Raw genomic sequence first — 25,012 nt, 5'->3', positions numbered from 1 at the left:
TCGGCAGCAGGGAACGGCGGTCAGTTCTCGACGAGTTGGACGGTGAGGGAGAAGGGGGCGCCGTCGGGGTCCTGGAGGGAGGCGGTCTCGCCGTAGGGGGTGGTCGTCGGGGGTTCGACGAGGGTGGCGCCCAGCCGGAGCGCGTGCAGGGTGGCCTGCTGGATGTCGGTGACCCCGAACGAGACGTGCCAGTGCGGGCGTTCCGGCATCGGCCCGGCCTCGCGCGGGGCGGTCCGCAGCGCGGCGAACTTGTGGCCCTCGATCCGCAGCACCACCCGTTCGTTCTCCCAGGACACGTCCAGGTGCGCGGGGTCCTGCGCGGCCCAGTCCAGCACGTCGCCGTAGAACAGCGCCGCCGCGAAGGCGTCGGTGGAGAGCTCGATCCAGGTCGGCGCGCCCGGCATGGGCAGCCTGCGGGCGGAGCCGATCCGTCCCTGCCAGAGGCCGAAGACCGCGCCGGACGGGTCCACGGCCAGGGCTATCCGCCCGCCGTGGATGTCCATCGGGCCCACCCCGACCGTGCCCATCCGCTCCCGGACCCGGCGGGCGGCGGCGTCCACGTCCCTGACCCCGAAGAAGGTGGTCCAGGTCGAGGCGTAGCGGGCACCGGTGTCCGCCAGGGAGCCGATCCCAGCCACCCTGATCCCGTCCACGCTCGCGTAGACGTACTCCCCGGGCTGTTCCGGGCCTGCCTCGAACGACCAGCCGAGCAGCGGACCGTAGAAGTCCTGCGCCAGCTCCGAGTCCTGCGCCAGCAGGCTGATCCAGCTGGGCGTCCCGGGGAGGCACGGCACACGGGGGGACCGTGCGGTGCGCAGTTCGCTCATTGTGATCTCCCGCGTCCTCCAGGCCGTAGGACAAATCACCCCATGTCCGCCCTTGCGACGATACACCCGGCACTGCCGGGGCGGCGGTTCGGCGGAATCGCCGCCCCCGGACCCCGGCCGGCCGCGTGCCGGGAGTCGCCCGCGGCGGCAGCGGCGGCCAGGACACGGCGGAGCCCCGCACTCCCGGGCGGGAGTACGGGGCCCGTTGCGCTAACGATCTGCGGTGCCGATCTGCGGTGCCGATCTGGCGTGCTGACCCGATGCGCAGGCCTGCTGTGCCGACCTGATGCGGGGTCAGCCCACCGTGGCGAGCGCCTTGACGAACGCGGTGCCGTCGACGGTGCCGAGGCCGGAGGCCAGGTCGTAGCCGGGGCCGGCGGTGTAGCCGGTGACCCCGCCGAAGGAGTTGTTGCCGGTGGTGATGTCCACCTCACCGCTGATCTTCGGGGGCAGGTAGGACAGCCCGTACAGGGCCGGGTTGATCAGGCCGAGGCGGTGTCCGGCCATCTGGGCGGCGAGCGCGACGACGCCGGAGAAGATCGGCGTGGCCTCGCTGGTGCCGCCGACCAGGCCCCAGCCGGTCGCGTTGGGGTCGTAGGACGCGTACGTCCAGGCCGCACCGTCGACCGCCGCGCTCATGCTGATGTCGGGGGTACCGCGATGGGTCCCGACCACTCCCTTCACCCCGGTCTGGTACCAGGGACGGGAGAACACGGCGGAGACCCCGCCGCCGCCCGCGCCGTAGCCGTCGTTCCAGGTGGTGTCGGGCGCCAGCCGGTTGCCCTGGTCGTCGAGCAGCAGCTGGCTGCCGCCGACGGAGGTCACCAGCGGGTCGGAGGACGGCCAGGAGTCGACCTTGTACGGGAACAGCGAGCCGTCCAGCGCCGAGTCGGTCGCACCGTTGTCGCCGGAGGCGCCGAGGACGGTGACCCCGTGCTTCAGGGCGTCCTGGAAGGCGTAGCGCAGGTTGGTGAGCGAGGAGTAGTCGCCCTGCGCGAAGCCCGGGAAGGTGTTCTCGGTGGCGCCGAAGCTCTGCGAGATGACGTCGCCGACCCCGGAGTCGATCATCGACTTCTCGGCGTTCATCATCTCCGGGAACCCGGTGGTGCCCTCGGTCTCCGAGACCGCGGTCTCGACCAGGACGATCTTCGCGTCCGGGGCGATGGAGTGCGCGTACTCCACGTCCAGCGTGGTCTCCCCGGCCCAGCCCGACATGTCGGCGTTGCCCGGGTCAAACACCGGTACGTTGCCCCACTTCACCACGTCGACCTTGGTGTCGGGGAACCCCCACTGCTTGTCGAACACCTGCAGGTCGTTCTGGATGGTGGGCGACCCGTAGGAGTCGACGATCACGATGGTGCGGCCCTTGCCGGTGATGCCCCGGGCGTAGAGCGGGTTGAGGTTGTACGCGTTCCGGTACTGCACGGGCGAGTAGCAGTGGATGCCGATCTGCGTCACGCACTGGCTGGTGGGGATCGGTGCGGCGGCGGTGCGGGCCAGCTTGAAGAAGCCGGCGGACGCGGGACGGATGGCCGCCCCGATGTGTCCGGCGCTGCTGTTGCCGGCCTTGGCACCCGCCACTGCGGTGGTGGCGGGAACGGCTGCCGTGCCCAGGGCCAGAGCGGTGACTCCGGCGGCGAGCGCTACGGCGGAAGTGCGTCGCATGGGACTCCTTGACTGTGGAGGGCCCGTCCTCGACGGTTGGTGTCCCATGTCACCGCTGGTGGCACGTCCACGTCAGCAAAGTCGTCTAATCGTGATATTCGCTGGTCGGATGAGTCTCGGCGCAACGCCGGAGCGGGGCACACGATCACCCGTATGCCCTGCTGCGGCCGTAATTGTCCCGCTGGCTTCCGCCGCCGAGCACCGCCCACCCCCGCCGACCGCAGCCGACCCCAGCTGCCCGCCACCGCCCCGCCGCCCGCCGCCGGGCGGCCTACTGGCGGGCCGGGGCCGCCGCCCTGGCCGCCGTCGCGGCGGCGCCCGCCGCGCCCGCCGCGATCCGGGTCAGCTGCCGGGGCAGGACCAGAGCGCCCAGGGCCGGAAGGGTCTGGTGCTCGCGCAGGCCGATGCGCGCGTGCAGGCGGTGCAGCCACCCGGGGGCCCACCAGTTGAGCTTCCCGAACAGCGTCATGGTGGCCGGCACCAGCAGCATGCGCACCAGCGTCGCGTCGACCAGGATGGCCACGGCCAGGGCCAGGCCGATCTCCTTGATGTCGAGCATGCTGCCGGTCGAGAAGCCCGCGAACACCACCACCATCAGCAGGCCGGCCGAGGTGATGATCCGCCCGCTGCGTTGCACGCCGAGCTCGACCGCCGAACGGCAGGTGTAGCCCAGTTCGTGCAGTTCCTTGATCCGGGAGAGCAGGAACACCTCGTAGTCCATGGACAGGCCGAAGGCGAAGGCGAACACCAGGACCGGGATCCAGGCCTCCAGGCCGCCGGTGGGGGTGAATCCCAGCAGCCCGCTGAACCAGCCGTCCTGGAAGACCAGCGTCATCACCCCGAGCGAGGCGCCCAGCGAGAGCAGATTCATCACCAGCGCCTTGAGCGGCACCAGCACCGACCCGGTCATCAGGAACAGCAGCAGGAAGGTGACCGCCGCGACCAGCCCCAGCGCCCACGGGCCGCGCGTGGCGACCTCGTGCTTGAAGTCCACCACGGTCGCGGCGTCGCCGGTGACCCAGGTGGTGAGCCCGCCCCGGTCGGCGCGCAGCTCGTCCACCACGTGCTGCGCCGTCGCCCCCTGGGCGCTGCCGTTGACGTCCACCGCGACGCTGACCAGACCGTCGCCCGGCTCCGCCGTCGCGGCGGCGACGCCGGGCAGCGAGCGGATCTGCACGGCGTAGGCGGCGGCCTGCGCCTGGGTGCCCTGCACCGCGACGGTGACTGCGGGCTGTCGCTGCTCGGGGAAGCGGGTGGCCAGCGCGTCCGCGACGGCCCGGCTGCTGAAGGACTTCGGCAGCACGTCGGCGCCGGCGCTCTGCGCGTGCGCGGTGAAGAACGGGGCCGCCAGGGCCAGCAGTACCGCGCCGACGCCCAGCGCCACCGGCAGCGGACGCTTCTGCACCCGGCGCACCGTACGGGCGAACACGCCGTCGTCGGCGACCGGGGTCGCCGGGGCCTTGATCCGGCCGCCGACGAAACCCAGCAGGGCCGGGATCAGGGTCAGGCCGGAGAGCACGGTGATCACCACCACGCTCACCCCGGCCGCCGCCACCGCCCGGAAGATCGGGCTGACGAAGACGAACAAGCCGGAGAGCGCGGCCGCGACGGTCAGCGCGGAGAAGGCGATGGTCCGCCCGGCTGTGGCGGCGGTGCGTTCCACCGCGGCGGGGACGTCGGCGCCTCGGCTGCGCTCCTCCCGGAAGCGGTTCACCATGAGCAGCGCGTAGTCGATGGAGAGGCCGAGCCCGAGGATGGTGGCGATGGGCAGCACGCTGGTGTCCATCGGCATGATCCGGCTGAAGCCGAGCAGGGCCAGCAGCGCCCCGGCGATCGAGCCGATGGCCCCGATCAGCGGCAGCCCCGCGGCCAGGAAGCCGCCGAAGATCAGCACCATCACCAGCAGCGTCAGCGGCAGGGTGACGAACTCGCCGAGTTCGGTGTCGTGCTTGGTCTGCTGCTGCACCTGGCTGTCCAGCACCTGCTGTCCGCCGAGCTTCACGGTGGTGCCCGGCGCCGCGTGCGGGATCGCGGCAAGCCGCTGGGACGCGGCGGCGAGCGCCCTCTTCCCCGCCTGGCCGTCGGCCAGCTGCACCTGGACCAGGCTCGCGCTGCCGTCGCTGGAACGCAGCGCGGCCGGGTCCGTACCCCCGGTCTGGTGAGCGGCGGTCTGGTGAGCGCCGGCCTGGGACGCGGCGCTCTGGGACACGGCGGCCGGGTAGGTGGTCTGGTAGGCGTCGCTGACGGCGCTGACCCCGGGGATCCGGGTCAGGTCGGCGGCGGCCGCGGTGACCGCGGCCTTGACGGCGGGGTCGTCCACCGACCGGCCGTCCACCAGTGCGGTGAGGGTGTGGTCGGAGGCGTTGGACGCCGCCAGCAGCGCACTCCCGGTCGCCGACTCCGATCCCGCGGCCGCGGCCGAGGGGGCGGCGGCGTCGAAGACCTTGGTGCCGAAGAGAAGTCCCCCGACCAGGAGCACCGCCCACAGAGCGAGCACCCAGCGCCGGTGGCGGTAGCAGAACCGACCCATCGCCGCGAACGGACCGCCGCAGCGGGGGGAGGGTGCGTACATACGGAGACCTTGCTTCCGGGAGAAGGACTGATGAAACCTTCGCCCAGAAGTTGCCGTATGGGAAGTTTAGTGATCTATGGCCTATTTCACGGTAAGAAGCCGTGATGATCCATTTAACCCCTATCTCCGGCTTATCAATCCCCTCCCACCGGCCGTTCGTCCGGCGGACGGCGCCGAAGCACCCTCCGCCGGACGGTCCCCGCTCTCAGTACTCTCAGTTACTGCGGAGCCCCCTACTTCGGGGGGACGAGGGACCAGAGCTGGTTGGCGCCGCCGTCGGCGGGCCACTGCAGCACCGTGCCGCCGTCGTAGAGCGAGCTGTTGTCGAGGTCGATCAGCTGGCCGTCGTACACGCTCTTGAGCTGCACCTGGTTGGGCCCGGCGTCGACCAGGGTCCAGCGCGAGTTGGAGTTGCCGTCGTCGTGGTACTGGATCAGCTGGGTGCCCTGCCAGGTGGTCGGGCCCGGGATGTTCAGCAGCTTGCCGCTGTTCACGTTGGCGATGGTGTAGACGCCGCCGCCCTGCGCGTTGAAGGTCCAGAGCTGGTCCGACTGCCCGTTGTCCTGCCACTCCAGGATGCCCGCGCCGTCGGAGGTGGAGTCCTGGCCGACGTCCATCCGGCCCCCGCTGGCGCCGTTCACCAGCTTGTACTGGGCGCCCGGGGTCGGCACCGGGACCAGCTTCCACTGCTGGCTCGCCCCGCTTCCGGCCGCCTGCTGCACCACGGTGTCGCCGGAGAGGTCCGCGTTCTGGCCGTCCGAGCGGGCGGTCAGCGTGTAGGAGCCGCTGCCGGTGGGGGTGACCGCCCACTGCGAACCGGCCGAGTTGTCGTCGTGGTACTGGATCAGCGCGGTGCCCTGGGTGGTCGAGCCGCCGGGAACGTCCACCAGCTTGCCGCTGGCCACGTTGTTCAGCTTGTAGTGCCCGTCACCCGTCGGGAGCAGCTGCCACTGCTGGTCCGCGGCGCCGTTCGCGGACTGCTCCACGATCCCGGCGCCGTCGGCGCCGGAGCCGCCGCTGACGTCCAGGTACTTCCCGGTGGCGACGTTGACGAGGTTGTAGTGCAGCGCGGTGGCGGCGGAGCCGGCCGTGGGGGTGACCCGGAGCAGCCGGACCCCGTGCGGGTTGATGGTGGCGGTGAAGCTGCCGGTGGCGCTGCCCAGGTCGGTGTGGTTCCACAGGTCGTGCAAGGTGGCCGAGCCGCTGAAGCCGATGTCGGACCAGCGCGCGGTGACCGGGGCGCTGGAGCCGGTGAGGTTGAACAGCGCGACGGTGTAGCTGCCGTCGCCGTTGGGCGCGGACCAGACCTGCTGCTGGGTGAGCCGGTCCACCGGGCGGGCCGGGTGGCCGGCCTGGTCGACGGCGATCACCTCGTCGTTGGTGAGCAGCGACAGGTCGCCGCTGTCGAGGTTGGTGAGGTCGGTGCCGAGCAGCAGCGGCGCGCCGGAGATGGCCCACAGGGTGAGCTGGCTCTGCCGCTCGTCCGGAGTGAGGCCGTCGTTGGAGCCGTTGCCGACCTCCAGCGAGTCCAGGTCGTTCCAGCCGCCGGTGCCGGCGTACTTGGTCCACTGCGGGACGTCGCCGAAGCGGTAGGCGACGTTGGTCCAGTCGGTGAGCGGGTAGGAGGAGGCGCTGCAGTAGCACTCGACGTCGCCGTCGATCCGCCAGCCGTTGGCGTACTGCTTCCAGGTCGGGGCGTTGTTGACGTCCAGGGAGTTGGACAGCTCCAGGCTGATGGTGCGGCCGGTCTGGTTCAGCGCCTGCGACCAGTGCTCGATGTCGGCGGTGTCCCAGTCGCCCACCCCGTCGATCTTGAGGTAGTCGATGCCGTAGGAGGCCAGCTGGTCGGCCCAGGAGTTGAGGTAGGCCTGGGCGGCGGCGGGGTTCTTGGCGTAGTCGATGTAGTACATCGAGCCGTTGCCGAAGTTGTAGTTGGTCTCGTAGCTGCTGGTGTTGGAGACGATGTCCCGGGCGTGGAAGGACGTGCCCTGGATGGGGGTGTTCTGGTTGTAGGCGGCGACCGGGATGCCCGGCGTCAGGTACATCCCGAACTTCTCACCCAGCGCGTGCACGTAGCCGCCCACCGCGCCCATGCCGTCCGGGAAGCGGGACGGGTCGGTGGCCCAGTGACCGTAGGCGTCGACGGTGCTGGCCGGGTTGAGGTACCAGAAGTCGTCGATGTTCACGTTGCGGTAGCCGTGGGAGACCAGCCCGCTGTCCGCCATGGCCTTGGCCTGTGCCTCGATATTGGCTTCTGTTGGATTCTTCCTCAGAAAGCTCCAACTACTCCACCCCATGGGTGGGGTCAGCGCGGCTCCGTTGGCCTGGGCCTGGGCCGGGGCGGCGCCGAGTGAGGTCATCTGAGCGGCAGTCAGGGCGACAGCCAGCGCGGCGAGTAGGGCTGATCTACGCAAGGGGGTGCCTCCGGGTGGGGATGGGCGAAGCCATGAGCAGAACCAACAGGTTCAGACAGAAAACAACTTTGCGCACCACATCACAGTGGTCGGCTCAAGACATGTCAAGGGCTCTTTCATGACTGGTTCACATCCCGCACATGGACACGGCCCGGCGCGTTGGCATTGAGCTGCCACCTCGCCGACGATGGAGGCATGGACATCCAACCCACGGGGCCGGATTTCGAGGACCCGTTCCACCCCCCGGTGATCGTCCAGCCGGTCACCGCGGCGGCGACGCCGTTCCGTCGCGTCGAGATCTACGGGCGTGAGGTCGGCGTCGCCTACTGCGCCGAGGATGTCGTCGAGTTCCTGCGCCGCGCGGGCGTCCCGGACGCCGACCTGGACGACGAGGAACTGGTGGGATGGCACGGCGGCGGCCGGGACGTCTGGGTGTGACCGGCCCCGCCCGGTGACCGGGTTCGGGGCTCGACGGTTCGGGGCCCGACGGCTCAGGACCCGCCCGGGGCCGGTACGGCGGACTACCCGGCCGCGCTGGAGCAGTGCCGACCGACCGTCACCCCGGCGATGACCGACGAGTCGCCGCGGACATCAGCTCGCGCGCCCGGCCCTGACGGCCGGTCACCCGGTCAGCCGGTCAGCCGGTCAGCCGGTCAGCCGGTGCACCAGAACAGGAAGTGCGAGGTGCAGCCGGGCGAGTGCGTGGCCGAGGGGGCGGCCGACGGCGATCCGGAGCCCGGAGCGCCCGGGGCGGACGCCCCCGAGGACGCCCCCGGGGACGCCGTGGCCCCCCGGGGCTCCACCGTGGCGGAGCCTGCGGACGCCGACGGCGAGGTGCTCGGGTGCGCGGACTGCGAGGCGGACGCGGACGGCTTCGCGGTCGCTCGGTGACTGTGCGTCACCGGCTGAACCGGCGCCGCCGCGCCCGTGGTGACGTCCGCCGACGGGCCGGCGCCGGGGTCGGCCGTGGCCGTCCCCTGCGCCGGCGCGGCCGATGCCCCGGTGGCGGGGGTCTGCGCCGAGCCGATCAGCAGCGCGCTCACCCCGCCGACCACGACCAGCCCGGTCGCGGCGAACAGCAGCGACCGTCCCCGGGCGGCACGCTTGCGCCCTCGTCGCCGGGCCGCCGCCCGGCGCGGACCGAGGTCGGTGGCCGGTGTCGCGGGCAGCCCGGTCGACCGCACGGCGGGAAGCACGGCCGTCGGTTCGAGGGGCGGGCGCGGCGGCTGGCCCGGCCACGCCGCCGCGGGGGCCGGCATTTCTGCGGGCCGCCCGCAGCCGGGGCAGGAAAGGGCACCGTTGAGATGGCGCCTGCAGGTTGAGCAGAAGTTCATGCGGTCTTCCGTGCAGGTTGCGGTCGTGCCGCCGGTGGGGGTGTGCCTTTCGCACCCTACGGTGACCAGAACATGATCGAACAGACGCGCGGTGTGTCATTCATGGGGAGAAACAGTGACGTCGTCACTGTCCGGAGCGGTCCCCGCCGTCCCGGTGACATCCCCCGTCGCACGCCCGGTCGCCTCCCCGGTCACCCGCCCGGCGGCTCGTCCGGCCGTCCACTTCGTGGCCGCCAGGCCGATCAGTGCCGCCGTGCAGTGCCCGATCGAGGTGAAGTCCGGCAGTGCCCCGTACCAGTCGGCGTCCACCAGCGGGTAGAGCAGGACGGCCGCCGCCCACCACGGCCGCAGCCGGCGCGGCAGCAGCGGGGTGACCGCGGCCACGGCGGCGATCGACACATAGCTGACGCCGTAGTCCAGCGCGTGCGGGGTCCAGGCCGGGTAGGCACCGTCGCCGGTGGCCACCGCGATCACGGCCGTGGTGGTGAGGGTGGCGCCGACATGCGCGAGCAGGACGACGGCGACGGCCCTGCGCGTCCCGAACCGGCGCTCCAGCAGGGCCAGGCAGACCACCAGGCCGACCACGACCACCAGCAGGAAGTTCAACGGCCCGCCACCGTCGACCACCAGCATGCTGCCCAGCAGGCTGCGGAGCGGGTGCTGCCGCATGTTGTCCAGGTTGGTGCTGATGCCCAGCAGCAGCCGGTCCGCCGAAGCGGCCGGGAGCACATGGTCGACCAGCACCGCGTCCAGCGCCAGCAGCACCAGGTAGCCGAAGGTCGCGGGGTTCCGGCGCGGATAGCCGGTCACCCGGCGCAGCCGGCTGTCGATTCCCATGGCGATCATTGTCCCCGAGACTGCCGGTCCCCGAGACCCCCGGCCCCCGAAAAGCTGCCGGTTCAGGAGTCGGGCCAGCTGACGGAGAGCCGGATGTGCCGCTTGTCGATCACCAGGCCCTGCGGCAGCCGGTCGTCGGCGGTGCCCACCGGGTAGGCCGCGATCCGCGGGCCGGGGCCGTAGCGGTGGTCGCGGTCCCAGGCCCGGATCTGCTCAACCATCAGCCCGGCGAGCCGGTCCGCCGAAGGGCCGTAGCCGTGCGCGCCGAGCTCCCAGCCGCCGTGGCCTCGGCGCAGCGCCAGGTAGGCGAGCGACCCCCGCTGGACCGTCGCCGGGCAGGAGTTCGGGGTCGCCGGATCCACCCGAGCCGCGTGCGCGGCCCGGCGCACCGAGAGCTGGCAGGAACCCGGCAGCACGCCGGCCAGCCAGAGCGACAGGGAGTCGAAAGGCTCCATCCGGGAGACGGCGACACCCGACCAGACCTCGGTCCGGACCGAGTCCAGGGCCCGGGACAGCCGCTCGGTGTCCAGCAGTGCCCCCTCCTCGTCCAGCTCCAGGAGGACCCCGCGCCCGCGCAGCAGCACCGGGTGGTCCCGGTGCTCACCGGCCCCCTGCATCGCGACGAAGCCGCACATCACCGACGAGCGGCTGACCAGGCAGTCGCCCGCCGGTTCGAAGGCCAGCGAGCGGGTCAGCCCGCGGAACCGCAGCGGGACCACCAGCCGTCCCTCCGGGGCGAGTTGCGCCGCCCAGGCGGGCGGGATGTCCCAGGCTCCGACGGTGACGACGATGCGGTCGAACGGCGCGTGCTCGGCCCAGCCGTCCTCGCCGTCCGCCAGTACCACGGCGATCCGGCCGTAGCCGGCGTCGTCCAGCAGCCGCCGGGCCCGCTCGGCCACCTGCGGGTCGATGTCCAGCGTGGTGATCCGGCCGCGCGGGCCGACCAGCTCGTCGATCAGCGCGGCGTTCGGCCCGTTGGAGCCGATCTCCAGCACCCGCATACCCGGCCGGATGTCCGCCTGCTCCAGCATCACGGCCTGGATGCCGGGCTGCGACAGCGAGCTGGTGACCACGCCGCGCGAGTCCCGCTTGGTGACCACGACCTCGTTGGCGTAGGCCGTACGCAGCGACACCTCCGGCGCGAAGCGGTGCCGCGGCACGGTGCGGAAGGCGGCCTCGACCGCCTCGGACCGGATCGATCCGGCGGCGACCAGCAGGTCGGTGAGGTCGTCGCGGAGCTCGGCCGCGCGGACCGTCTCTGAGTCGCTCATACCGTGATCCTTCCCGGTGAGACCGTCAAGACTCCTTCAAGAAGTTCAACACTCTGTTGACGCGAACCCCTGGGACTCCTACCTTTTCCTTCGAGCGAAATATTTATTTCGCATAGCGGAATTGTGGCCTCGTCTGTCGGGTCATGCACGCCAGGAGGTCCCCCATGAACCTGTCTCCACGCGAGATCGACAAGCTGCATCTCTATGTGGTGGCCGAACTGGCCCGCAAACGCCGCGCCCGGGGCGTCAAGCTGAACTACAGCGAGGCCGTCGCGCTGATCAGCGAGGCGATCCTGGAGGCGGCCAGGGACGGCCTGACCGTCGCCGAGTGCATGGAGCTCGGCCGGACCGTGGTGAGCGGCGCCGAGGTGATGCCCGGCGTCCGCGAGATGCTGCCGCTGCTGCAGATCGAGGCCGCCTTCGTGGACGGCACCAAGCTGGTCTCCTGCCACGACCCCGTGAGCGCCGATCCTGTGAGCGCCAATCCTGTGAGCGCCTGAGTGTCCGCCGCGGTGGTCCTGGTCGGCGGCCACGAGAGCGCGGACGGCCGGAACCTGCGGGCCTGGGCCGACGAGGGCCGCGCCGTGGCCGCCGGGCAACCGCTGGTCCGAGCGGTCGAGGAGGCCCTGGCCGGGCCCGGCCCGGTCTGCGTGGTCCCGATGTCCCTGGGCCGCGACCCGCACCTGCTCGCCGACACCGCCCGCACCCTCGCCTGGCTGGCCCGCTCGGTTCCCCCCGGCCGGATCGCGCTGGCCGACCCCTTCGGGACGACCGAGCACCTGATCGGCTACCTCCGCGCGGCCGCCGTACGCAACAGCGCAGCGGACTCGACCGCGCTGCTGCTCACCGGACCGGCCGCCGACCGCGACGCGGACGCCGAGCTGTTCCGGATCGCCCGGCTGGTGTACCAGTACGGGCGGCACCGCTGGGTCGAGGTGGCCTTCGACGGCGGCGACCCGGAGCCCGGCCAGGGCGTCGACCGCTGCCGCAGGCTCGGCGCCCGCCGGGTGGTCGCCGTCCCGGCGACCTTCGCCCCGGCCGCCGTACCCGGCGCCGAGGACGGCGGTCCGCTGCTCAGCGGTCCCGCCGTGGCGGGGGTGATCCGGGCCCGCACCCGGGACGCGCTGCACCGGCTGGGCCACGGCACGGACGGGATCGCCGATGCCCTGCACCGGTACGGCGACGCGCACGGCCACACCCACGGCCCCTCACACGACCCCAGTCACAGCCACCCCTGAGCCACCCCTGAGAGAAGGAGTCACCATGTCAGGCGGAGCCGCCTACCTCTACGGGGACGACCCGATCGAGATCAACGCCGGACGTGCCAAGGCCACCCTCCGGGTGAGCAACACCGGCGACCGGGCCGTGCAGATCGGATCCCACTACCACTTCTTCGAGGCCAACCGGGCCCTGGAGTTCGACCGGGCCGCCGCCTACGGCATGCACCTGGACCTGCCCTCCGGCACCGCCGCCCGGTTCGAGCCCGGCGACACCCGCGAGGTCGAGCTGGCCGCGTTCGCCGGCAACCGGCGGCTGGTCGGCTTCAGCGGCCTGGTCGACGGCGGCCTCGGCTCCGCCGACACCCGCGAGCGCGCCCTGCGCCGCGCCGCCGAACTCGGCTTCCGGGGCGCCGAACGCGGCGCCGAGCCGGCCGCGAACCCCGGCTCTTCGAACCCGGGCTCCGGGCACGCCGAAGACCACCCCGATGTCCGAGAAGGCAGACTCTGATGGCCGTCATCCCCCGCAGGCAGTACACCGACCTCTTCGGCCCGACCGTCGGGGACCGCTTCCACCTCGCCGACACCAATCTCCTCGTCGAGGTCGAGAAGGACTACAACGAGGGCCACTACGGCGACGAGGCCGTGTACGGGGGCGGCAAGGCGATCCGCGACGGGATGGCCCAGGACCCGGCGGCGACCTCACTGCAGGGCGCGCTGGACCTGGTGATCACCAACGTCGTGGTGATGGACCCGGTGCTCGGCATCGTCAAGGGCGACATCGGCGTACGGGACGGCTTCGTCGTCGGCGTCGGCAAGGCCGGCAACCCCCGGCTGCAGAGCGGGGTGCACCCGAAGCTGGTGATCGGCCCGGGCACCGAGGTGATCTCCGGCGAGCACCTGATCGCCACCCCCGGCGGCATCGACACCCACATCCACTTCATCGCCCCGCAGCAGGTCCAGGAGGGCCTGAGCAACGGCATCACCACCCTGATCGGCGGCGGCACCGGCCCCTCGGACGGGACCAACGGCACCACCTGCACCCCCGGGCCGTGGAACATCGGCCGGATGTACCAGGCGGTGGAGGACCTGCCGGTGAACGTCGGGCTGCTGGGCAAGGGCAACGCCTCGCTGCCGCAGGGGCTGCGCGAGCAGGTCGAGGCCGGCGTCTGCGGGCTGAAGATCCACGAGGACTGGGGCACCACCCCCGCCGCCATCGACACCGCGCTGCGCGTCGCCGACGAGTACGACGTCCAGGTGGCGATCCACACCGACACCCTCAACGAGTCCGGCTTCTTCGAGGACACCCTGTCCGCGATCGACGGCCGCACCATCCACACCTTCCACACCGAGGGCGCGGGCGGCGGCCACGCCCCGGACATCATGCGGATCGCCGGGGAGCCCAACGTGCTGCCCTCGTCGACCAACCCGACCCTCCCCTACACGGTCAACTCGGTCGACGAGCTGCTGGACATGGTGATGGTCTGTCACCACCTCAGCCACAACGTGCCCGAGGACGTCTCCTTCGCCGACTCCCGGGTCCGGGTGGAGACCATCGCCGCCGAGACGGTGCTCCACGACGAGGGCGTGATCAGCATCTTCTCCTCGGACTCGCAGGCCATGGGCCGCATCGGCGAGTCCTTCGCGCGGGCCTTCCAGACCGCGCACCACTGCAAGGACCAGCGCGGCAAGCTGGACGGCGACTCCGAGCGCAACGACAACCAGCGGGTGCTGCGCTACCTGGCCAAGCTCACCATCAACCCGGCCATCGCCTCCGGCACCGCCGAGCACATCGGCTCGCTGGAGCCGGGCAAGCTGGCCGACATCGTGCTGTGGCCGATCAACGCCTTCGGCGCCAAGCCCAAGATGGTGATCAAGGGCGGAATGATCAACTGGGCGCTGATGGGCGACCCCAACGCGTCGCTGCCGACCACCCAGCCGATCTACTACCGCCCGATGTACGGGGCCATGGGCAAGGCCCGGACGGCGACCCGGGTGTCGTTCATGTCCCAGGCCGCGGTGGACCTCGGCGTCCCGCAGCAGCTCGGCCTGGACAGCCGGGTGCTGCCGGTGCGGCACTGCCGCACCATCGGCAAGCAGCACATGGTGCGCAACGACGCCACGCCGGTGATCGAGGTGGACCCGGAGACCTACCGGGTCACCCTGGACGGCTTCCCGGCCACCATCGAACCGGCCCGGACCCTGCCGCTCAACCACCTCTTCTACCTCGCATGACCGGCGCACCCGTGAACGCCGTGATCCCCGTGATCCCCGTGGACGAGGACGCGCGGGAGCTGGACGCGCTGCTGGTCGGCCTGCAGCTGACCGATTCGGCCTTCCCCAGCGGCCGCTACACGCTCTCACAGGGGCTGGAGGGGTACGCCCAGGCCAAGGCCGTCGACCGGGACAGCCTGCCGGTGCTGCTGGCCGACCTGCTGCGTTACTCCGTCGGCCCCTCGGACGCCACCGCGCTCGCGCTGGCGCACCGGGCGGTCACCGCCGGCGACTGGGACGCCGTGGTCGAGGTCGACGAACGGCTGAACGCCACCAAGCTCAACCGCGAGTTGCGGCTGGCGTCCACCAGGACCGGACGGCAGACCCTGGACACCGCCCGGGCGGCGCTCGGGCGTCCCGCCGTCGACCGCTACGCCGAGCTGGTGACGGCAAAACGGACGCCCGGCAGCCAGGCCGTGGTGACCGGGGTCTGCTACGCCGCGGCCGGAGTGACGGTCGGGCCCGCCGTGGCGAGCGACCTGTTCGGCTTCGCCGCCAACTTCGTCGGCGCCGCGCTGCGGCTGCGGCTGACCGACCACTGCCGGGCCCAGGTCACGCTTCGCGAGCTGGCCCCGGTGATCGCGGAGGTGACCGCCGCCGCGTTGCGGCGGGAACTCGCCGACCTGGGCGGCTGCGTCCCGGTCGCCGATGTGATGTCAGGCCGTCATGAACGGGCCGAGGCACGGATGTTCGCGTCGTGACGACCGGACCGGAGCAGGGAGACAGGACATGACGGACAACGTGCTGCGGGTCGGCATCGGCGGGCCGGTGGGCTCGGGCAAGACCGCGCTGATCGAGGCGCTGGTGCCGGTGCTGATCGCCCGCGGTCGCCGCCCGGCGGTGATCACCAACGACATCTACACCCAGGAGGACGCCCAGCACGTCCGGCGCAACCTGGCCGGCATCCTGGCGCCGGAACGGGTGGTGGGCGTGGAGACCGGCGCCTGCCCGCACACCGCCGTCCGCGACGACCCGACGATGAACCTGGCGGCCGGCGCGGAGATGCTGGAGCGCTTCCCCGACGTCGACACGCTGCTCTACGAGTCGGGCGGCGACAACCTGACGCTGACCTTCAGCCCGCTGCTGGTCGACATGTTCTTCTTCGTCCTGGACACCGCCGAGGGCGAGAAGATGCCGCGCAAGCGCGGCCCCGGCATCACCGACTCCGACGTGCTGGTCATCAACAAGATCGACATCGCCCAGTACGTGCGTACCGACCTGGCCGTGATGGAGGGGGACGCGCACCGGGTCCGCGAGGGCGGCCCGGTGGTGCTCACCAACAGCCTGACCGGGGAGGGCCTGGACCGGGTCGCCGACCTGCTGGAGACCTACCGCCGGGTGCCCGCGTGATCGCGGCCGCCACCCCGGTCGAACCCGCACCGGTCGCCGCCGCTCAGGTCGGCCGCGCCGGCGCCACCCCGGGCGCGACGGCCGCCACGGAGGTGACAGCCGCGCCCCCCATCGCGACCGCGCCGGCGCCGGCGGTGGCGACGGCTGCCGTGGGTTCGACCGGGGCGCACCGGCTCACCCCCGCGCACTACGAACCCGCCCGGGTGCCCCGCGAGGTGCTGCGGTACGCCGGCCGCCCGGACACCCTGGGCGTCGGCGCGCCCGGCAAGATCGGCCTGCTGGAGCTGCGCTTCGAACGCCTCGGCGACCGTACCGAACTGGTCAGCCAGTACCAGAAGTCGCCGCTGCAGATCATGCGGCCGTTCTACTTCGACCCGGCCCGGCCGGACCTCGCCGTCACCTACCTGATGTCCACCGGCGGCGGCATCGTCCAGGCCGACCGGCTGCGGATGGACCTGCGCTGCGGCGCCGGCACCGCGGTGCACCTGACCACCCAGGCCGCCACCAAGGTGCACCGGATGGACACCGACTACGCGACCCAGCTGGTGCACCTGGACGCCGGCCCGGACAGCTACGTCGAGTACCTGCCCGAGGCGACCATCCCCTACGCCGACGCGCGCTTCTACCAGCGCACCGTCATCACGGCCGCGCCCAGCGCCACCGTGCTGGCGTCCGAGACCGTCTCGGCGGGCCGCCTGGCCCGGGGCGAGCGGCACGCGTACCAGGTGTTCGCCGCCGACCTGGAGTGGCGCCGTCCCGACGGCCGGCTGCTCGCCCTGGACACGGTACGGCTGGAGCCGGCCGCCGGCGGGGTCGACGGTCCGGCGGTGCTGGCCGGCCACGACGTGATGTCCACCTTCTACGCCGTCACCCCGCTGGCCCCGGCCGCCGAGGTGGCGGACGTGCTGCACGAGGCGCTGCGGGACGGCGGGCTGCGCTTCGGCGTCAGCGTGCTGCCGCAGGACTGCGGCGCCTGGGCGCGGGTGCTGGGTCCTGACTCCCCCGGCGTCAACGCCGCGGTGCGCCGGGCCTGGGACGCGGTGCGGCGCCTGCTGATCGGCGTCCCGGCCCCGGTGATCCGCAAGTCCTGACCCCCGAACCCTCCGCCCCTCCGAGCCCTCCCCGCTGAACCACCGCCCCCGAACCCTCCACCTCCCGATCCCCCTGTCCACCCCCCGACCTCTACGGAGAGAACCCGTATGCCCCACGGTCTCGATACCGGCAACACCGCGTGGCTCATGGCGAGCACCGCGATGGTGCTGCTGATGACACCCGGCCTGGCCTTCTTCTACGGCGGCATGGTCAAGACCAAGCACGTCCTGGTCATGCTGAAGATGAGTTTCGTCTGCCTGGCCCTGGTCACCCTGCTCTGGCTGGCCATCGGCTACAGCCTCGCCTTCGGCAAGGACGTCGGCGGCTGGGGCCTGATCGGCACCCCCGCCCACTGGTTCATGCACGACGTCGGGATGAACAGCCTGCACGGCTCCATCCCCACCGTGGTCTTCTCCTGCTTCCAGATGGCCTTCGCCATCATCACCGTCGCCCTGATCAGCGGCTCCATCGCGGGCCGCGCCACGATGCGCGGCTGGCTGTGGTTCGTGGTGCTGTGGACGCTCTTCGTCTACGTGCCGATGGCGCACTGGGTGTTCGCCCCGGACGGCTGGGTCACCACGCACCTGGGCGCGCTGGACTTCGCCGGCGGCCTGCCGGTGGAGCTGAACTCCGGCGCGGCCGGGCTCGCCGTGGCCATCGTGGTCCGCAAGCGCAAGGACTTCGAGCGGGAGACCATCCGCCCGCACAACCTGCCGCTGGTCGTGGTCGGCCTGGCACTGCTGTGGTTCGGCTGGTTCGGCTTCAACGCCGGTTCCGCGCTGGAGGACGGCGGCACCGCCCCGATGGCGTTCCTCAACACCCAGCTCGCCGCCTGCGGCGCGATGGTCGGCTGGCCGCTGATCGAGAAGTGGCGGCTCGGCCACGTGGAGATGCTCGGCGTGGCCTCGGCGGCCGTGGCCGGCATGGTCGCGATCACCCCCGCCTGCGGTGAGGTCTCCCCCGGCGGCGCCCTGGTCATCGGCTTCGTCGCCGGTGTGGTCTGCGCCTTCGCCATCAACCTGAAGTACAAGATGCGCTACGACGACACCCTCGACGTGGTCGGCGTGCACGGCTGGGGCGGCATCGTCGGCGTGCTGGCCATCGGTCTGTTCGCCACCGCCCAGATGAGCGGCAAGAAGGGCCTGTTCTACGGGGGCGGGGTGGACCTGCTGTGGCGGCAGGCCGTCGCGGTGGTCGCCTGCGGTGCGTTCTCCTTCGGCGTCACCTGGCTGATCGCCAAGGCCGTGGAGAAGACCGTCGGCTTCCGGGCCGCCGAGGAGTACGAGGACGTCCCCGGCCAGGAGGAGGAGCAGGCCTACGACGACGAGACCATCGCCGAGATCCGCAAGCGGCTGTCCGAGGCCCGGGTCCCGGTGACCGTCGGCGCCAGTGCCGAGCGCGACACCGGCGCCGGCACGGACGCCGAACTGCTGGCCGAGCTCCGCGAGGTGCTGCGGCGACGGGAGCAGGAGAAGTGACTCCCGGGCTGTTCGACACGGGCGACTCCGCCTGGCTGATGATGGCGGCGGCCATGGTGCTGCTGATGGCACCGGGGCTGGCCTTCTTCTACGGCGGGATGGTGAAGACCGGTCAGGTCATCGCCATGCTCAAGATGTGCTTCGTCTGCGTGGCCGTGGTCAGCATCATCTGGTTCACCGTCGGCTACTCGCTGGCCTTCGGCGGCGACGCCGGCGGGCTCGGCGTGATCGGCACCCTGGACCACGCCTTCATGTCGGGTGTGGGGCTGAACAGCCGCACCGGGGACACCCCCACCGTGATCTTCTCGGTGTTCCACATGTCCTTCGCGATCGTCACCGTGGCGCTGATCAGCGGCTCGATCGCGGGCCGGGCCCGGATGCGCGGCTGGATCGCCTTCGTCGCCGCCTGGACCCTGCTGGTCTACGTGCCGATGGCGCACTGGGTGTTCTCGCCGGACGGCTTCGTCGCCAAGCAGATCGGCGCGGTCGACTTCTCCGGCGGCACCGTGGTCGAGCTGGGCTCCGGCGCGGCCGGACTGGCGCTGGCGCTGGTCGCGGGCAAGCGCAAGGACTTCGACCGGCAGCCGATCCGTCCGCACAACCTGCCTCTGGTCGTCATCGGCCTGGCCCTGCTGTGGTTCGGCTGGTTCGGGTTCAACACCGGCTCCTCGCTGGGCGTTCCGGGCGCGGCCGCGATGGGCTTCGTCAACACCCAGATGGCGGCCGGCGCGGCGATGGCCGGCTGGGCGGTGACCAGCTACTGGCGCACCCGGCGGGTCGGCCTGCTGGACATGAGCATGGGCGCGGTCACCGGCATGGTCGCGATGACCCCCGCGGCCGGCGACGTGACCCCGGTGTGGGCCGCGGTCATCGGCTTCCTGGCCGGTCTGACCTGCGCCTTCGCCATCAGCTGGAAGTACCGCTTCGGGGTGGACGACACCCTGGACGTGGTCGGCATCCACGGCTGGGGCGGGCTGTTCGGCATGGTGATGGCCGGTCTCGCCGCGACCGGTCTGATGACCGGTAAGAAGGGCCTGTTCTACGGCGGTTCCTGGGATCTGCTCGGCAAGCAGCTGGTCGCGGTGCTGGTGGTCGGCCTGTTCTCGTTCGCGATGACGGCCGCCATCGGCAAGGTCGTCGACCTGACCGTGGGACTGCGCCAGCCCAGCGGTACCGAGGAGCGCGAGCAGGTCTACCAGAACGACTGGGACGCCCAGTTCAAGGAGATCGCGGACGCCCTGCGCGGTGTTGGCGACCCGCTCGCCGACGACGAGCCGGACGCCGGCGCGGTGCTCGAACAGGTCCGCCGGATGCTCAAGGCCGACGACTAGTCGCCACGGCGACCAGCCCGGCGCGGGCGGGGGTTCCCCATGGGGAACCCCCGCCCGTTACTCGTTCCGGCCCCCGCAAGGAGAGTGACGGTGGATCAGCTGTGACGCGCGGCGGACCGGCGACGGCTGACGACCACCGCGCCGGCGCCCAGCACGATCACGCCGGCGGCCAGGCCGGCCATCGTGCCGGTACCGCTGCCGCCACCGGTCTCGGCCAGCGCCGGGCCGGACGCGGACGCCGAGGCCGGGGTGGAGCCGGAGCCGGTGGCCGAGGACGCCGCCGAGGGGGCCGTCGAGGGCGAACCGGCGGCCGGGAGGGGGTCGTCGACGAACAGCAGGCCCTTGGGCGAGCCCATCGCGGCGAAGGCGGAGACCTTGCCGGTGGCCAGGTCGAGCCGGCCCAGCGTCCCCGGCAGGGTGTCGGAGTCGTTGGGCACCGCGGTGAACGCCTCGCCCACGGTGAAGTGCCCGGTCACGGCCAGCAGCCGGTTGGTCGAGGAGTCGACCACGTAGAGCGTGCCGGTGGTGTTGGTGGCGAACGCGGTGTCGTCGACCTGGGTGGTCAGGTTCAGCACCTTGGGGTCGGCGCCGTGCTTGAGGAAGACCAGCTGCTTGTCGCCCTGACTGTCCAGCAGCAGGGTGCCGCCGAGGCCGGGCACCGACGAGGGGACCAGCTCGCTGGAGTCCGGGTCGGACAGGTTCAGCGTGGTCTTCTTGCCGGTGACGACGTCGGTGGCGGACGCGTTGTCGGCGAGCACCGGGGTCAGGGTGGCGCTGCCGTCCTTGCCGTGGGCGCCGGCCGTGAGCTTCGCCGTGTAGAGGGCGGGCTTGCTGTAAGTCTTGCCGTCGGCGTCGGCGGCCGGGTTGGAGGCGGTGACGTAGACCGTGGTGCCATCGACCAGGATGCTGTCGGTCCCGCCGCCGTGGGTCAGGCCCTGGTAGGCGTAGTGCGTGAGCTGCGCGGCACCGGCGGCACCGGGGGTGATCACGTAGAGGCTGGAGTTGGCGTCCTCGTTCACCGAGGCGAACACCCGGTTGCCGTCCGCGTCCGCGCCCAAGCCGTCGACCTTGCCGGTGATGGACCAGGACGCGACCTGCTGGCCGGTCATCGTGTACTCGACCACGGTGCTCTTGGTCGCACCGGACGGGCCGGGCTTCCCGTCGGGGCCGATGCCGTTCTGGTAGGTGACGAACAGGTGGTCGCCGAGCCGGGTGATGTCGTCCGGGCTGGACTGCCCGGCCGGGGCGGTGGCGAGCTGACGCACGGCGAAGCCGGACGGCACCGTGACGGCGCTCTGCGCACCGGTCGCGGCGAGGGCCGCGGACGCCGCGCCGAACACGGCGCCGGAGGCGAGCAGGGAGACACTCGCGGCGGCCAGAACGCGGCGCGACGCTGTCGGACGAATAGTCATCAGGGTCCTCGAACAGGAGATGGTCTGAGCGGAGGACCCAAGTTCTTCCAGCCCGCAGTGGCGGGCACGTGGCCGAAAGGCGAACAGCCGAGAGACCACAGTGCTGACACAGGTAAGAGTGGGACGGAAGTGCCGTCCTCAGCGCGGTCGGGCCTGGGTGAAGCGGAGCATGTTTCCGGCCGGGTCGCGGAAGGCGCAGTCCCGTACGCCGTAGGGCTGGTCCATCGGCTCCTGGATCGCCTCGGCCCCGGAGGCGTGGATCTGCTTGTAGGTGGCGTCGCAGTCGTCGGTGGCGATCACCAGGCGGCCCAGCATGCCCTTGGCCATCAGTTCGGCGATCGCCTGGCGGTCGGCCGGGGAGATGTCCGGGCTGGCCGCCGGCGGCTCCAGCACGATGTCGACGTCCGGCTGCGACGGCGCACCCACGGTGACCCAGCGCATGCCCTCGAACCCGACGTCGTTGCGTACCTCGAATCCGAGCACGTCACGGTAGAAGGCCACGGCCTTGTCGTGGTCGTCGACGGCCAGGAAGCAGTGCGACAGCTTGAGATCCATGCGACTCACGGTACCGGCGGAGCGGTGCTCCCGGCTTCTCGATTCCTGACCGGTCTGGTCATGATCTTCACGTAGCAGGCCGGGATCCCCCGGCCCTGCTCGTGCCCACGGGCCCGGTACGCGCTGGGGGTCTCCCCGACCAGCTCGGTGAACCGCGAGCTGAACGACCCGAGCGAGGTGCAGCCGACCGCCATGCAGACCTCGGTGACGGTCATGTCCCCGCGCCGCAGCAGCGTCTTGGCGCGCTCGATCCGCCGGGTCATCAGATAGCTGTAGGGGGTCTCGCCGAAGGCGGACCGGAAACTGCGGGAGAAGTGCCCCGAGGACATCAGCGCGGCCTGGGCCAGCGAGGCCAGGTCGAGCGGTTCCGCGTAGTCGCGGTCCATCAGGTCGCGCACCTGGCGCAGCCGAACGAGATCCGGGAGAGTCACCCCACCATCCTCCCATCTCCGGCCGGTCGAAATTGGCCCACTGATTCCGGCTCCGAATGGACCTTCTGGGCGGTTCTTTACTCCTCTACCGTAGTACTCGGAGGCAAGGACACCAGCACCGCGGAACCCCTGAGGAGACAGCATCATGACCACCACCGTCGACATGTGGTTCGACCCGAAGTGCCCCTGGGCCTGGATCAACTCCCGTTGGCTGCACGAGGTCGAGCGGGTACGCGACGTCGAGGTGCGGTTCCACGTGATGAGCCTGGCACTGCTGAACGAGGGCCGCGAGGGCCTGGAACCCTGGTACCGGGAGTGGCTGGACACCGCCTGGGGGCCGGTCCGGGTGTGCATCGCGGCCGAGCAGAAGTTCGGCTCCGAGGTGCTGCGCGACCTCTACACCGCGCTCGGGACCCGGATCCACCACCACAGGGCGCCGCTCGACCGCGACCTCTACACCGCCGCACTGCGCGAGGTCGGGCTGCCCGAGGAACTGGCCGCCGCGGCCGCGTCCACCGACTACGACGAGGCGCTGAGCATCAGTCACCACGCCGGCCTGGACCCGGTCGGCGAGGACCTGGGCACCCCCGCCCTGCACGTCCCCGGCCCCGACGGCAGCACCATCGCCTTCTTCGGGCCGGTGGTCACCCCGACCCCCAAGGGGGAGGACGCCGGACGGCTCTGGGACGGCGTGCTACTGGTCGCCGGGACCCCCGGTTTCTACGAGATCAAGCGGGGCCGCGATGTCCGCCCGGACACCCGTCCCTGACCCGGCGTCCCCGACCCGGCCGGGCGCCGCCGTCCGGGCCCCGGCCGCAGGGCTGCCCTAACCGCCGCCCGGGTGCCGATCCGGGTCGCCGCCCGGATCACCCACCCGGATCGACGCCCGGGTCGCCGTTCCGGCGCAGGCCGCTGACCCAGCGCAGCACCAGCACGCTCGACACGGCCGCCAGGGCGCACCAGGTGGAGACGAACGCGGCCTGCCACAGCAGCAGGCACAGCAGTGCGCCGACCCCGGTGACCACCCCGAGGAGGCGGATCCCCCGCTGCCCACTGGCGAGCAGCGCGCCCACCGTCGCCAGCAGGTAGCCCGCGCCCACCAGCAGCGGTCGGCCGACGCCCACGCCGTAGCGCAGCGTGTGGCCGGCGATCCGGGCGTCCGGCGCGGCGTGCGCCAGGTCCCAGGCCAGTGCGGCCGAGGTCAGGGCGCCCACCAGGACGAAGACCAGCAGGGCCGGCCGGCGGGCCGGGGCGGCGGCCGCGAGCACGGCCAGCGGGAGGTAGAGCGGGAGCACCGGGTAGGCGATCGCCGCCCACAGCATCCGCGCGGCAGCCGCCTCGGCGGGACCGGTCCCTCCCTCCGCGCCCAGCCACACCACGGCCTCGGTCAGCTGGTGCAGCCCCAGCAGTAACGGCAGTGCTGCCAAAGGGAGTTCGCCGATCCGACGCACTCTCGGCAGAGCGGCGGCGCCGACGACGGCGACCGCGCCGCCCGCGACGAGGTCGGCCGTCGAACTCCAGCACACCGGCCCACGTTAACCGCCGTCCGGCCGCCCGGCCGGGAACCGACCCCCCTGCCGATCCGGTGTCCCGCTGTGACATCTTCATGACATACAGTTCCCTGAGCTGCCAGAGTGCACCATCCGGCTCCCGGTGAGGCCGGTGACCTCAGTAGAGTGCAGGGAACGAACCATGAAGCGGGACTCGGCTGGGAGGAGTTCGGCAATGCTAGAGCTGTTCCCGGGATCCGGCGCGGCCACCGCATCCCCGAAACACTCGGCGCAACACCACACCCGTCCCACCGACCCCGGCGACGAGCCGGGGGCCTCCCGGCACGCCGAATCGGTCCTGGAGCTCGCGGCGGCCCTGCAGCGCAGCCTGCTGCCGCAGTTGCCGACCCGGCTGCCGGGCGTCGAGCTCGCCTACCGGTACCTGCCCAGCAACGACGACATCCAGGTCGGCGGCGACTGGTTCGACGCCATGGTGCTGCCGGGCAAGCGGATAGGCCTGGTGGTCGGGGACGTGATGGGCCACGGGGTGGCCTCGGCCGCGATGATGGGCCAGCTTCGGACCGCCGTGCAGACCCTGGCCTTCCTGGGCCTGCCGCCGCACGAACTGCTGCGGCACCTGGACGAGGCTGCCCGCCGGCTCTCCGACACCCACCTGGCCACCTGCCTCTACGCCGTCTACGACCCGGTCAGCGGCCGCTGCACGCTCGCCAACGCCGGCCATCTGCCGCCGGTACTGGCCCGTCCCGGGGAGCCGGGACGGCTGCTGGACATACCCACCGGCGTGCCGATCGGCGTCGGCGGACACGCGTTCGACTCGGTCGAGTTCGACATTGCCGACGGCGACACCCTGGTGCTGTTCACGGACGGCCTGGTGGAGACGCCGAAGCGCGACATCTCCGAGGGCCTGGAGCTGCTGCGCGGCGCCCTGCCCAGCCAGCAGGTCCCGCTGGAACGGGCCTGCGTGGCCGTCCTGGACGCGCTGGACCCGGTCGCACGCGGGGACGACGCCGCGCTGCTGATGGCCCGCTTCCACGGCATCCCGGCCCGCAACGTCGCACACTGGACCCTGGAGCCCGCCCCGCGCGCGGCCGGCCAGGCTCGGCGACTGCTGCGGCGCGCGCTGGACCGCTGGTCCCTGGCACACCTCTCCCCCGTCGCCGAGCTGCTGGTCAGCGAGCTGATCGGGAACAGCGTCCGGTTCGCCTCCCGCCCGATCAGCCTGCGGCTGCTCTACACCGACACGCTGACCTGCGAGGTCCACGACGACTGCCACACCCTGCCGGTGCCGCGCACCACACATGCGCTGAGCGAGTCCGGTCGCGGCCTGTCCATGGTCAGCACCCTGGCGCGGCGCTGGGGCACCAACCGCACCGACACCGGGAAGATCGTCTGGTTCGAGCTCGACCCCGGCCCGCAGGACGCCCAGTAGGACGGCCCGTAG

Annotated in this window: 23 protein-coding genes; 12 read left to right on the top strand and 11 right to left on the bottom strand. The window is 71.9% G+C overall.

Going from position 1 to position 25,012, the window contains the following annotated elements; all coding sequences use genetic code 11:
- Positions 1–20: 20 nt before the first annotated feature.
- From ABH925_RS00705 to ABH925_RS00690, 4 genes are all read right to left on the bottom strand, one after another.
- Complete coding sequence (locus ABH925_RS00705; protein WP_370144538.1) at positions 21–827, bottom strand: VOC family protein; 807 nt, start codon at positions 825–827, stop codon at positions 21–23.
- A gap of 294 nt (positions 828–1,121) precedes the next feature.
- Positions 1,122–2,492: a S8 family serine peptidase gene (locus tag ABH925_RS00700; RefSeq protein ID WP_370144537.1), complete on the bottom strand. Its 1,371-nt coding sequence runs from the start codon at positions 2,490–2,492 to the stop codon at positions 1,122–1,124.
- Between the two features lie 271 nt (positions 2,493–2,763).
- Entirely contained in the window at positions 2,764–5,064 is a 2,301-nt protein-coding gene (locus ABH925_RS00695) for an MMPL family transporter (protein WP_370144536.1), read from the bottom strand.
- Between the two features lie 233 nt (positions 5,065–5,297).
- Complete coding sequence (locus ABH925_RS00690) at positions 5,298–7,478, bottom strand: RICIN domain-containing protein (RefSeq protein WP_370144534.1); 2,181 nt, start codon at positions 7,476–7,478, stop codon at positions 5,298–5,300.
- A 195-nt stretch (positions 7,479–7,673) separates the two neighbouring features.
- Here ABH925_RS00690 and ABH925_RS00685 point away from each other — a divergent pair, with 195 nt between their 5' ends.
- Positions 7,674–7,916, top strand: a complete 243-nt coding sequence (locus tag ABH925_RS00685; protein ID WP_370144533.1) for a hypothetical protein — start codon at positions 7,674–7,676, stop codon at positions 7,914–7,916.
- 215 nt (positions 7,917–8,131) lie between these two features.
- Here the strand turns inward: ABH925_RS00685 and ABH925_RS00680 are convergent, their stop codons facing one another.
- The 3 genes from ABH925_RS00680 to fxlM all read right to left on the bottom strand — a co-directional run bounded on the left by ABH925_RS00680 (position 8,132) and on the right by fxlM (position 10,920).
- Positions 8,132–8,674, bottom strand: coding sequence for a hypothetical protein (locus tag ABH925_RS00680; RefSeq protein WP_370144532.1), 543 nt, complete (start codon positions 8,672–8,674; stop codon positions 8,132–8,134).
- A gap of 234 nt (positions 8,675–8,908) precedes the next feature.
- Positions 8,909–9,649 carry a rhomboid-like protein gene (locus tag ABH925_RS00675; protein WP_370144531.1) on the bottom strand — a complete coding sequence of 247 codons (741 nt, stop codon included), beginning with the start codon at positions 9,647–9,649 and terminating at the stop codon, positions 8,909–8,911.
- Between the two features lie 62 nt (positions 9,650–9,711).
- Complete coding sequence (fxlM, locus tag ABH925_RS00670; RefSeq protein WP_370144530.1) at positions 9,712–10,920, bottom strand: methyltransferase, FxLD system; 1,209 nt, start codon at positions 10,918–10,920, stop codon at positions 9,712–9,714.
- A gap of 164 nt (positions 10,921–11,084) precedes the next feature.
- Between fxlM and ureA the strand changes: the two genes are divergently transcribed.
- From ureA to ABH925_RS00625, 9 genes are all read left to right on the top strand, one after another.
- Positions 11,085–11,420, top strand: a complete 336-nt coding sequence (ureA, locus tag ABH925_RS00665) for an urease subunit gamma (protein ID WP_370144529.1) — start codon at positions 11,085–11,087, stop codon at positions 11,418–11,420.
- A complete protein-coding gene (locus tag ABH925_RS00660; protein ID WP_370144527.1) occupies positions 11,421–12,158 on the top strand; it encodes a sirohydrochlorin chelatase in 738 nt (245 codons plus the stop codon).
- 25 nt (positions 12,159–12,183) lie between these two features.
- On the top strand, positions 12,184–12,648 hold the full coding sequence (locus tag ABH925_RS00655) for an urease subunit beta (protein ID WP_370144526.1): 465 nt from the start codon (positions 12,184–12,186) through the stop codon (positions 12,646–12,648).
- Positions 12,648–14,372, top strand: coding sequence for an urease subunit alpha (gene ureC, locus ABH925_RS00650; protein ID WP_370144525.1), 1,725 nt, complete (start codon positions 12,648–12,650; stop codon positions 14,370–14,372). Before ABH925_RS00655 ends, ureC begins: the two co-directional genes overlap by 1 nt.
- Positions 14,369–15,112, top strand: a complete 744-nt coding sequence (locus tag ABH925_RS00645) for an urease accessory protein UreF (RefSeq protein WP_370144524.1) — start codon at positions 14,369–14,371, stop codon at positions 15,110–15,112. The genes ureC and ABH925_RS00645 overlap by 4 nt, the downstream gene beginning before the upstream one ends.
- A gap of 28 nt (positions 15,113–15,140) precedes the next feature.
- Positions 15,141–15,761: an urease accessory protein UreG gene (gene ureG, locus ABH925_RS00640; RefSeq protein ID WP_370144523.1), complete on the top strand. Its 621-nt coding sequence runs from the start codon at positions 15,141–15,143 to the stop codon at positions 15,759–15,761.
- Positions 15,762–15,910: 149 nt separating this feature from the next.
- Positions 15,911–16,852 carry an urease accessory protein UreD gene (locus ABH925_RS00635; protein ID WP_370144924.1) on the top strand — a complete coding sequence of 314 codons (942 nt, stop codon included), beginning with the start codon at positions 15,911–15,913 and terminating at the stop codon, positions 16,850–16,852.
- 108 nt (positions 16,853–16,960) lie between these two features.
- Positions 16,961–18,331 (top strand): ammonium transporter, encoded by a 1,371-nt coding sequence (locus ABH925_RS00630; protein WP_370144522.1) that lies wholly within the window; start codon positions 16,961–16,963, stop codon positions 18,329–18,331.
- On the top strand, positions 18,328–19,662 hold the full coding sequence (locus ABH925_RS00625; RefSeq protein WP_370144521.1) for an ammonium transporter: 1,335 nt from the start codon (positions 18,328–18,330) through the stop codon (positions 19,660–19,662). The genes ABH925_RS00630 and ABH925_RS00625 overlap by 4 nt, the downstream gene beginning before the upstream one ends.
- A gap of 95 nt (positions 19,663–19,757) precedes the next feature.
- Here the strand turns inward: ABH925_RS00625 and ABH925_RS00620 are convergent, their stop codons facing one another.
- The 3 genes from ABH925_RS00620 to ABH925_RS00610 all read right to left on the bottom strand — a co-directional run bounded on the left by ABH925_RS00620 (position 19,758) and on the right by ABH925_RS00610 (position 22,060).
- A complete protein-coding gene (locus ABH925_RS00620; protein WP_370144519.1) occupies positions 19,758–21,074 on the bottom strand; it encodes a hypothetical protein in 1,317 nt (438 codons plus the stop codon).
- A 138-nt stretch (positions 21,075–21,212) separates the two neighbouring features.
- Entirely contained in the window at positions 21,213–21,629 is a 417-nt protein-coding gene (locus ABH925_RS00615) for a VOC family protein (protein WP_370144517.1), read from the bottom strand.
- Positions 21,630–21,634: 5 nt separating this feature from the next.
- Positions 21,635–22,060, bottom strand: coding sequence for a helix-turn-helix transcriptional regulator (locus ABH925_RS00610; protein ID WP_370144515.1), 426 nt, complete (start codon positions 22,058–22,060; stop codon positions 21,635–21,637).
- 145 nt (positions 22,061–22,205) lie between these two features.
- On the opposite strand from ABH925_RS00610, the gene ABH925_RS00605 reads away from it, so the two are divergent.
- A complete protein-coding gene (locus tag ABH925_RS00605; protein ID WP_370144513.1) occupies positions 22,206–22,829 on the top strand; it encodes a disulfide bond formation protein DsbA in 624 nt (207 codons plus the stop codon).
- Positions 22,830–22,926: 97 nt separating this feature from the next.
- Here the strand turns inward: ABH925_RS00605 and ABH925_RS00600 are convergent, their stop codons facing one another.
- Positions 22,927–23,586 (bottom strand): DUF6629 family protein, encoded by a 660-nt coding sequence (locus tag ABH925_RS00600; protein WP_370144511.1) that lies wholly within the window; start codon positions 23,584–23,586, stop codon positions 22,927–22,929.
- Positions 23,587–23,785: 199 nt separating this feature from the next.
- Here ABH925_RS00600 and ABH925_RS00595 point away from each other — a divergent pair, with 199 nt between their 5' ends.
- A complete protein-coding gene (locus ABH925_RS00595) occupies positions 23,786–25,000 on the top strand; it encodes a SpoIIE family protein phosphatase (RefSeq protein ID WP_370144509.1) in 1,215 nt (404 codons plus the stop codon).
- Positions 25,001–25,012: the final 12 nt, after the last annotated feature.

Origin of the sequence: Streptacidiphilus sp. EB129, from assembly GCF_041262645.1 — a bacterium.
Taxonomy (GTDB): Bacteria; Actinomycetota; Actinomycetes; order Streptomycetales; family Streptomycetaceae; genus Streptacidiphilus.
Note: the sequence above shows the minus strand (reverse complement) of the source record. Positions and strands in the feature narration are given on the sequence as shown.

Excerpts from the sequence above, each read along its gene's own strand:
- ureG (WP_370144523.1), top strand. The coding sequence starts at position 15,141 with ATGACGGACAACGTGCTGCGGGTCGGCATCGGCGGGCCGGTGGGCTCG.
- ABH925_RS00605 (WP_370144513.1), top strand. The coding sequence starts at position 22,206 with ATGACCACCACCGTCGACATGTGGTTCGACCCGAAGTGCCCCTGGGCC.
- fxlM (WP_370144530.1), bottom strand. The coding sequence starts at position 10,920 with ATGAGCGACTCAGAGACGGTCCGCGCGGCCGAGCTCCGCGACGACCTC.
- ABH925_RS00655 (WP_370144526.1), top strand. The coding sequence starts at position 12,184 with ATGTCAGGCGGAGCCGCCTACCTCTACGGGGACGACCCGATCGAGATC.
- ureA (WP_370144529.1), top strand. The coding sequence starts at position 11,085 with ATGAACCTGTCTCCACGCGAGATCGACAAGCTGCATCTCTATGTGGTG.
- ABH925_RS00615 (WP_370144517.1), bottom strand. The coding sequence starts at position 21,629 with ATGGATCTCAAGCTGTCGCACTGCTTCCTGGCCGTCGACGACCACGAC.
- ABH925_RS00595 (WP_370144509.1), top strand. The coding sequence starts at position 23,786 with ATGCTAGAGCTGTTCCCGGGATCCGGCGCGGCCACCGCATCCCCGAAA.
- ABH925_RS00695 (WP_370144536.1), bottom strand. The coding sequence starts at position 5,064 with ATGTACGCACCCTCCCCCCGCTGCGGCGGTCCGTTCGCGGCGATGGGT.
- ABH925_RS00620 (WP_370144519.1), bottom strand. The coding sequence starts at position 21,074 with ATGACTATTCGTCCGACAGCGTCGCGCCGCGTTCTGGCCGCCGCGAGT.
- ABH925_RS00705 (WP_370144538.1), bottom strand. The coding sequence starts at position 827 with ATGAGCGAACTGCGCACCGCACGGTCCCCCCGTGTGCCGTGCCTCCCC.
- ABH925_RS00700 (WP_370144537.1), bottom strand. The coding sequence starts at position 2,492 with ATGCGACGCACTTCCGCCGTAGCGCTCGCCGCCGGAGTCACCGCTCTG.
- ureC (WP_370144525.1), top strand. The coding sequence starts at position 12,648 with ATGGCCGTCATCCCCCGCAGGCAGTACACCGACCTCTTCGGCCCGACC.
- ABH925_RS00685 (WP_370144533.1), top strand. The coding sequence starts at position 7,674 with ATGGACATCCAACCCACGGGGCCGGATTTCGAGGACCCGTTCCACCCC.
- ABH925_RS00675 (WP_370144531.1), bottom strand. The coding sequence starts at position 9,649 with ATGGGAATCGACAGCCGGCTGCGCCGGGTGACCGGCTATCCGCGCCGG.
- ABH925_RS00645 (WP_370144524.1), top strand. The coding sequence starts at position 14,369 with ATGACCGGCGCACCCGTGAACGCCGTGATCCCCGTGATCCCCGTGGAC.
- ABH925_RS00630 (WP_370144522.1), top strand. The coding sequence starts at position 16,961 with ATGCCCCACGGTCTCGATACCGGCAACACCGCGTGGCTCATGGCGAGC.